General features: G+C 44.8%; 4 protein-coding genes. 2 read left to right on the plus strand and 2 right to left on the minus strand.

What is annotated here, in order from left to right; all coding sequences use genetic code 11:
- The coding region (locus A3756_RS13290; protein ID WP_068553672.1) for a transposase at positions 1-223 on the minus strand (223 nt) is incomplete at its 3' end.
- 309 nt (positions 224-532) lie between these two features.
- The gene (locus A3756_RS13295) at positions 533-2,065 is read right to left on the minus strand and encodes a cryptochrome/deoxyribodipyrimidine photo-lyase family protein (protein ID WP_082865253.1); all 1,533 of its coding nucleotides are present in this window, start codon (positions 2,063-2,065) and stop codon (positions 533-535) included.
- A 272-nt stretch (positions 2,066-2,337) separates the two neighbouring features.
- Here A3756_RS13295 and A3756_RS13300 point away from each other — a divergent pair, with 272 nt between their 5' ends.
- Together A3756_RS13300 and A3756_RS13305 are read left to right on the plus strand one after the other, a co-directional pair.
- On the plus strand, positions 2,338-2,880 hold the full coding sequence (locus A3756_RS13300) for a DUF3750 domain-containing protein (RefSeq protein ID WP_068510196.1): 543 nt from the start codon (positions 2,338-2,340) through the stop codon (positions 2,878-2,880).
- Positions 2,881-2,895: 15 nt separating this feature from the next.
- The coding region (locus A3756_RS13305; protein ID WP_156490461.1) for a pyridoxamine 5'-phosphate oxidase family protein at positions 2,896-3,306 on the plus strand (411 nt) is incomplete at its 3' end.

The following is a 3,306-nucleotide window of genomic DNA, read 5'->3' on the forward strand; positions in this document are numbered from 1 at the left end:
CTTTATTTTCCTTTCGGAGCCGAAGCAATTCAGCACGCTCATCTGTATTTAAGCCAGTACCAGATTGTTCCGCATCAAACTTGGCTTTCCAGTTGTAGAGCAACTTATCTGTAATACCCAATGAAGCAGCCGCTTTAGGAACGCTATAGCCTTGCTCGGTGACCAGGGCAACCGCTTCTTGTTTAAACTCTGTTGTATAACTTCTGTTCTTTCGTTTTGTCATTTAACACCTCAATAATTGGATTATATTCCTTATTGAAGTGTCCTGTTTGATTAAAGCAGATCATTGCGAGGGGGCGTGTTTTGGATCGTCACAATGGCGAATACTGCTACAGGCAAATCGACAATAAAGCGCAGTGTTGCAATCGACAATAACTGAAAGTCGAATAACGGCCACTCAAAAAAATTATCAAGAGGAAGTGCTTGAATAACCATAGCGGGTTAAAATAGAGTTTGGTGAGTAAGGCCTTCGCAATAGCCTGCTTCAAAGCACCAAAGTGTTTTTTCTTAAGGTGGCACACAGCGGTTCAGTTTAGTCTCTTTTCCGTTTATTAGGACGTACGTGACGGTGAAGAATCCTGCTGTTTTCTTGTCTGACGAAGGTTCGTTTACGAAAAGCCCATAATTCGCGGCGAGCAATTTTTCCCGTTTCTTTAATATCGACAATTGGTTTTGGATACGTGGTTCCCAGAGATAGGTCATACAATGTTTCTTCCATAGGAGTCATCATCCACGGCGTGTGAATCAGCTCGTTTGGGAGTTTAGCCAATTCCGGTAGCCACATTCTGATAAACTCACCATTAGGGTCATGCTCTAGACTTTGTTTCACTGGATTGTAAATTCGAATGGTATTTGTGCCTGTGACGCCAGCCTGCATCTGAAACTGCGCATAGTGAATACCGGGCTCGAAGTCCAAAAAAAGCTTGGCTAGATAATGTACACCTTGCCGCCAATCCTGCAGCAAATGATGACAAAAAAAGCTGACGAGCATGGATCGCATTCGAAAGTTCAAATAACCCGTTTCGATTAAACATCGCATGCATGCATCAACAATGGGGTAGCCCGTTTTTCCATCTTGCCAAGCTTGGCGATGGCAAAGGGAATCATTGTCTTCTCGATAGCTGAATAACGCGTAAGCGCGATTGACAGGTCTTTCTTCCATTTCATGTTCACTTTCAAACTTTTGGATAAAATGGCAGTGCCAATGCAAACGTGAACACAAGGTATTCGCCGTTTTACGCCACCCCTGTTCGCGACGATGAAGTAAGGTTCGCTGATAAAACTGCCGCAGGCTAATATTTCCCCAAGCCAGGTAAGGAGACATGCGGGAACAGCTCTTTCGGCTTTCAAGTGGTTTTGATATTTTATAGGCATAGTCTTGACCTCTTGATCTAAAAAAAGAAGCGAGTGTTCTCTCAGCCCATTTTTCACCCCCATGTTGCATCCTAGGATGCGTTTCAAGCCAAGAAGGCTCCATTGCATCATTCGGATGATGATGTGCTAGAGAAATAAGGTTAGCGCCTCGAAGGTCGGGATTGTCTAAACCCATGCGCATGATACTGTGCCAGTGCTTGTCCCAATTGCTTCGGTGGGTCAGCCCTCGAATGACTCCGCCCGTTGGGCTTTCTTGCCAGTCTATTTGGTGTTTGGCTAGCCAATCAGCTATTTCCTTATCGCGCTCATAGGTAGCACGTATACCGGTCTCTTCATAGCTGAATAATCGATTGATTGTGAAATGGCTATGGATTTCCTCTAACGCCTTAAGAACCTTGCCCCGAAAGCAATGGATCTGCGTGTTAAAGGCCTTGAGTTGACGATTCAAATCGGCTAAAGACTGGCAAATAAAACGCCAATGGCGCACGTCGTAGTGAGGGTCTTGTATTAGCAGATCTTCGAAGATATAGATCAGTAAGGTGGGATTTTTGCCTGCACAAGCTTCCTTCAGGGGAGTATGATCACGTAACCTGAGATCACGCTTAAACCATACAACGTTAATGCCCTGGTTTTGAGTTGGTTGTTTGGTTCGTAAGTCGCTGATTTGTTGATGTAAACCTTGAGCTGACATGAATTCTATTCAATCCTAACTATGATGTTTGTTACGTTTACGTTTGGAAGGGGGAAAAAGATCACCTACAGAGTGATCTATTCCACGGGGTAAACGTACATTTACTAAATGATGAAAAGCCTCTAACGGTAATGAGTCTAAAAAAGTAGACGCGTGCTGAGGAGAAGGGGCTGAATGTCTTTCTGTCGGAGGAAAAGGCGTGTTGTTTGTAAGCCCAGTGCTTGTAAGACTAAGGTCTTGTTTTTACGGAGAAGATAACGGGGAAATAGACGATGTTTACCATTAAGGCATTGATTCAATTTAGTATGATACTTTTCAGTGTGTTAGCGGTGGGGTGCAGCACGGGAAGCTGGCGAGAAGCGTCTAGAGACTCTTCCGGGCTCGCCCCTTTGTCTACCGAAACTCCCGAAGCGGTTATTCAGGTATATGGTGCCGATGCATGGGGGTGGCGAGGTTGGTTTGCGATACATACTTGGATTGCGGTGAAAGCAAGAGATGCTTCTGAATATACCGTTCTTGAAGTGATAGGTTGGCGTGCCAAACGAGGACTGTCTGTGTTGAGAGTCGAGAATGATATTCCTGATAGGTATTGGTTTGGTAGTCAGCCCCAAATTCTTTTGGATAAGCGAGGTGACGAAGCAGAAGAGTTGATCGAAGAAATAGTTGCTTTAGCTGAACGTTACCCCTGGGCTAACGAGTATAAAGTTTTTCCTGGCCCGAACAGCAACACCTTTCCAGCTTGGATAGCAGCGCAGGTGCCCGAACTGGGCTTGGAGCTTCCCTTTAGTGCTATTGGCAGTGGTTACGTAGATTAACAGGGCGAAGAGTTTATGACTGAATATCAACCTATGACTTTGTTGATGAACGCTAGGCAAGAGGCCAAGCAAAACCAGGACCCCAGTGCTAAATATTGCACACTCGCGACACTCGAGCAAAATGATGCGTCTCAACCAAGAATGCGCACCTTGGTCGTACGCGAAATCAATGCAGATAGTTGTGTACTGTTTGTGAACAAACTTGCCCAAAAGAACCTACTACATTTAAACGAGGCGAAGGTAGAACTGCTATTTTTCTATCCTTCGCTACTACAGCAATTTAGAGTTCGGGGTGAATTGTCATTAATGTGTCCTGAGGTTCTTGAAACTCACTGGCAGCATAAACCTTATATTTCAAAGTTGCTGGATCATTTTTATCATACTGTCGCGCACCAGAGCGCTGCCCTGGAAGGCTCATTTGAGGTA

The organism is Oleiphilus sp. HI0086 (assembly GCF_001635225.1).